Source organism: Moorena sp. SIO4E2 (assembly GCF_010671945.1).
GTDB classification, from domain to species: Bacteria; Cyanobacteriota; Cyanobacteriia; order Cyanobacteriales; family Coleofasciculaceae; genus Moorena; species Moorena producens.
Genome location: NZ_JAAHIE010000607.1, coordinates 1 through 4,062, shown reverse-complemented (window position 1 = coordinate 4,062; position 4,062 = coordinate 1). Strand labels below are relative to the sequence as shown.

Annotated in this window: 3 protein-coding genes; all 3 read left to right on the top strand. The window is 47.5% G+C overall.

Features of this window, described 5'->3' with window-relative positions; translation table 11 throughout:
- The first annotated feature begins 152 nt into the window (after positions 1–152).
- On the top strand, positions 153–1,796 hold the full coding sequence (locus tag F6K37_RS33975; protein ID WP_131827334.1) for an arylsulfatase: 1,644 nt from the start codon (positions 153–155) through the stop codon (positions 1,794–1,796).
- A gap of 342 nt (positions 1,797–2,138) precedes the next feature.
- Positions 2,139–3,260: an HAD family hydrolase gene (locus tag F6K37_RS33970; RefSeq protein ID WP_287255149.1), complete on the top strand. Its 1,122-nt coding sequence runs from the start codon at positions 2,139–2,141 to the stop codon at positions 3,258–3,260.
- A gap of 197 nt (positions 3,261–3,457) precedes the next feature.
- On the top strand, positions 3,458–4,062 hold a 605-nt coding region (locus F6K37_RS33965), incomplete at its 3' end, for a cation diffusion facilitator family transporter (protein WP_287255146.1).

Here is a 4,062-nt window from a genome sequence, read left to right as displayed (position 1 = left end):
TGTGAGATACTAACAAACGGGTGCATAAAACTTGCAACACAAAAGTTTAAACGTTTGATATAACGGTAGCCTTAATGAAATATTTGAGAGCTAATCGCTCCAAGGGCAGTCATGACAATGCCCAGATGGGGAAGCGATTATTCAATGGGGTGATGGCGATCCTACTAACGATCACCTTCACTCTAGTTGGTTTCCTCCCAGTGACTAACCAGGGAATCGCACTTGCCGACACAGAAGGCCAGCCCAACATCCTGGTGATCATGGGAGATGACATTGGTTGGACTAATGTCAGTGCTTATGAAAAGGGCATTGTCGGTTACGACACGCCCAACATCGATCGCATTGCCAATGAGGGCATGCTGTTTACGGACTACTACGCTGAGCAAAGCTGTACCGCCGGTCGGGCAGCTTTTATCACTGGCCAAAGTGGTTTGCGGACTGGCTTGCTGAAAGTCGGTTTCCCAGGAGCACCCTTTGGCATCCAGGATGAAGACCCCACCTTGGCAGAAATGCTGAAGCCCTTGGGTTACACATCGGGGCAGTTTGGCAAAAACCACCTGGGGGATCTCAACCGGTTTCTGCCCACAGTCCATGGCTTTGACGAATTCTTGGGCAACCTCTATCACTTGAATGCAGAAGAAGAGCCGGAGAATTCGGACTATCCCGGCGGACCAGATGGCTGGTTTGCCAAAAATGTTGGACCTCGCGGAGTTCTGGATTGCAAAGCAACGCCTGGTGAATATCACGAGGAACCGATCATTGGAGATCCAGACTATTCAAAACGCTTTGGCGAGTTGGGCTATCAGGAATGTTATGATACCGGGTCGCTCAACATTGAGCGCATGAAGACCGTAGATCGGGAATTCCTAGACCGGACGAAGGAGTTCATTGAAACAGCGGTGGAAAACCAGAAGCCCTTCTTGACCTGGTTTAACTCCACCCGGATGCATTTCTATACCCATATTAGTGATGAGGTCAAGGGAATCAGCGGTCAGGGCTTCTACGGTGATGGCATGCTAGAGCACGATGGCCATGTAGGAGAGTTGCTCGACCTGCTGAAGGAGCTGGGCATTGAAGACAATACGATTGTCATCTATACCACAGACAACGGCCCCCATTACAATCAATGGCCTGATGGCGGTCTGAGTCCCTTCCGGGGTGAGAAGAACACCAACTGGGAAGGCGGCTACCGCGTTCCAGCACTCGTGCGCTGGCCTGGTCATATCCCCGCTGGAACCGTATCCCATGAGATTTTCTCTCACTTAGATTGGGTGCCAACCCTGATGGCGGCTGTTGGCGTGGATGACATCAACGAAACCCTGAAGCAGCCCTGTCCGGAAGATGAACCCACAAACCTCTGTGGAACCTATCTCGATGGGTTCAATCAGTTGGCCTATTTGACCGATCCCGAGAACCAAAAGGGACAGCGTCCGGGATTCATCTACTTCAATGATGAGGGTCAACTGCCAGGGGTTCGCATTGGGGATTGGAAAATAGTCTTTTCGGAACAACGGGCTCACTATTTTGATGTCTGGCGGGAGCCGTTTGTGCAACTGCGAGTTCCGAAGCTGTTTAACTTGCGTCGGGATCCCTACGAGCGCGGGGATACCGATTCCAACAACTACAATGACTGGTGGTCTCGCCGGAATTACTTGTTGCTGCCACCGGTAGGGCTTGTGCAGAAGTACCTGGATACGTTTGAAGAGTATCCTCCCAGTCAACCTCCTTTTGGTTTCAATCCTAACGAAATCATTGACGACATTGTTGATCAGATTGAAACCTATTCCCTTGACTAAGGGGTAAAAGGGCATATAGCGCTACGCGCAAGGGCTTTAGGCAAGAGGCAAAAGGAAACAGTTTACTGTAACAGCTTTTGCTGCTTGTATCAATGTCAAACACCTTAATGCGTAGTGCTATATCAACCAGATACATTACCTCAGAGGATATCTGAAAAGTTTTTTTATACTGAATTTTGCCCCCCTAGCCCCCCAATTCTGGGGGGAACAAGAATCAATTTGCTGCTAAAAGTCCCCCAAAATTGGGGGACCAACGGGGGCTTGGATGTAGCAAATGAGACTTCTCAGACAACCTCTCAGTTAAAGATGTCTTTGGTTGGCACAAAGTAATTCAGCTCTTAGATGATGAAAAAAAGAACCTTTGTAGTTTTCTTCTCAATTCTGTTATCAGTCTTTTGCCTAGGAGGCTTTGTGGCATGTCCCCCCGCTGCTGCGGACTATGACCCGTTAGTGTCTTGGAATGAGGGTACGACTAAAGACACGATTGTTAACTTTGTGGAAGAGGTTACCAATCCTAACAGTTGTAATTACGTTCCTCCGAGCGGACGCATTGTCACGATTGATAATGATGGAACCCTGTGGACTGAAAAACCCCTTATTCAGGGGGAATTTATAAAATATAGGCTAGGCAATGGATTGTCAGATCTTAAAACACTTGGTTTTTTAACTGAAAAGGAAGTCGTCCTAGCAGATTTCGAATTACCGGAAATGACACCGGAAGATTATAAACAGGAAGCTAGGGAATTTCTGGATACACAAAATCATCCATACCTTGGCTTTCCATACATCCAGCTGACCTTCCAGCCCATGGTTGAACTGGTCAATTATCTCCAAAGTAATGATTTCAATGTCTATATTTGCTCTGGGGGTGGAACAGATTTCATTCGCTCCTTTGCCGAAGATGCCTACGGTATTCCCCCTGAAAACATCATTGGTAGTACCACCCAAACCGAGTATATTGACCCAGAAGAGGATGGAACTTATGTCTTGCTCAAGAAGCGAGAACTGGTGCAACCCTTTAACGATAAAGCAGGTAAACCAGTGGGGATTGACCGCTACATTGGCAAAAAACCAATTATGGCGGTTGGTAATTCCAGTGGTGATTTACAAATGCTTGACTACACTGATGATGACCAAGGTCCAGCTTTAATGATGCTGCTTCACCATAATGATCCCCGTGAATGTCCCTATGCTGAAGAAGCTGGCATTGACTGTCCATACGATGATCCGGTTTTTGATGAGGCCAATGAGCGTGGTTGGACAGTTATCAGTATGCAAGAGGATTTTGTAACAGTATTTGGAGAAGAAATCGATCAAGCCCAGATAGCATCTGAATTAGATATCAGTAAAGAGGATTTCGGAACAGTGTCTGGAGAAGAAATCGATCAAGCCCAGACAGCATCTGAATTAGATATCAGTAAAGAGGATTTTTGGGACAGAATAATTCAGGAGGTTACTCGATAATTTACTGTTGAATTAAACAAATAGCTATTATAAATAGGTGCTGTTTATTTGCTATTGCTTCGGCATTATATCACAGATATTTCCTGGGTCTTACTGGTAACAGAACCCCAAACTTTCCAAATCACAATTTACATTTTGGTGCTAAAACCCCCTTACAATCCATATCCCCAGATGGATGTCCAGTCTGGAGAAGTACTATGACACAAATTTCTACGTCTATCGCAACCGATGATATCCCTCAACTCCCAAAAGCAGAGGTGGAAGATCACCACCATCACCATCACCATCACCATCACCATCACCACCATGGTGATCATAGCCACAGCCATGGGGTGATCGACCCCGAAATTGCTAGTTCTGCTCGGGGCATCTGGGCGGTCAAATGGTCTCTGGTGGGCTTGGTAATCACTGCAATTTTGCAGGCAGTGGTGTTCTGGCTCTCTGGCAGTGTCGCTCTCCTGGCCGATCTAATTCACAACGTGGGGGATGCGATGACTGCTGTGCCCTTGGGGGTGGCGTTTCTAGTATCGCGACGCAAGCCAACAGCAAGATTTTCCTATGGCTTTGCTCGATTGGAAGACTTGGCCGGGGTGATGATTGTGGTGATTGTGCTGTTGAGTGCCGTGATTACCGCCTATGAGTCTGTGGAGCGATTTTACCATCCTCAGCCCCTCCATCATTTGGGAGCCCTGGCAATTGCGGCCATCGTGGGCTTTATTGGCAACGAGGTTGTCGCTCTTTTCCGGATTCGGGTTGGCCGGGAAATAAACAGCGCTGCCCTGATTGCTGATGGGTATCACGC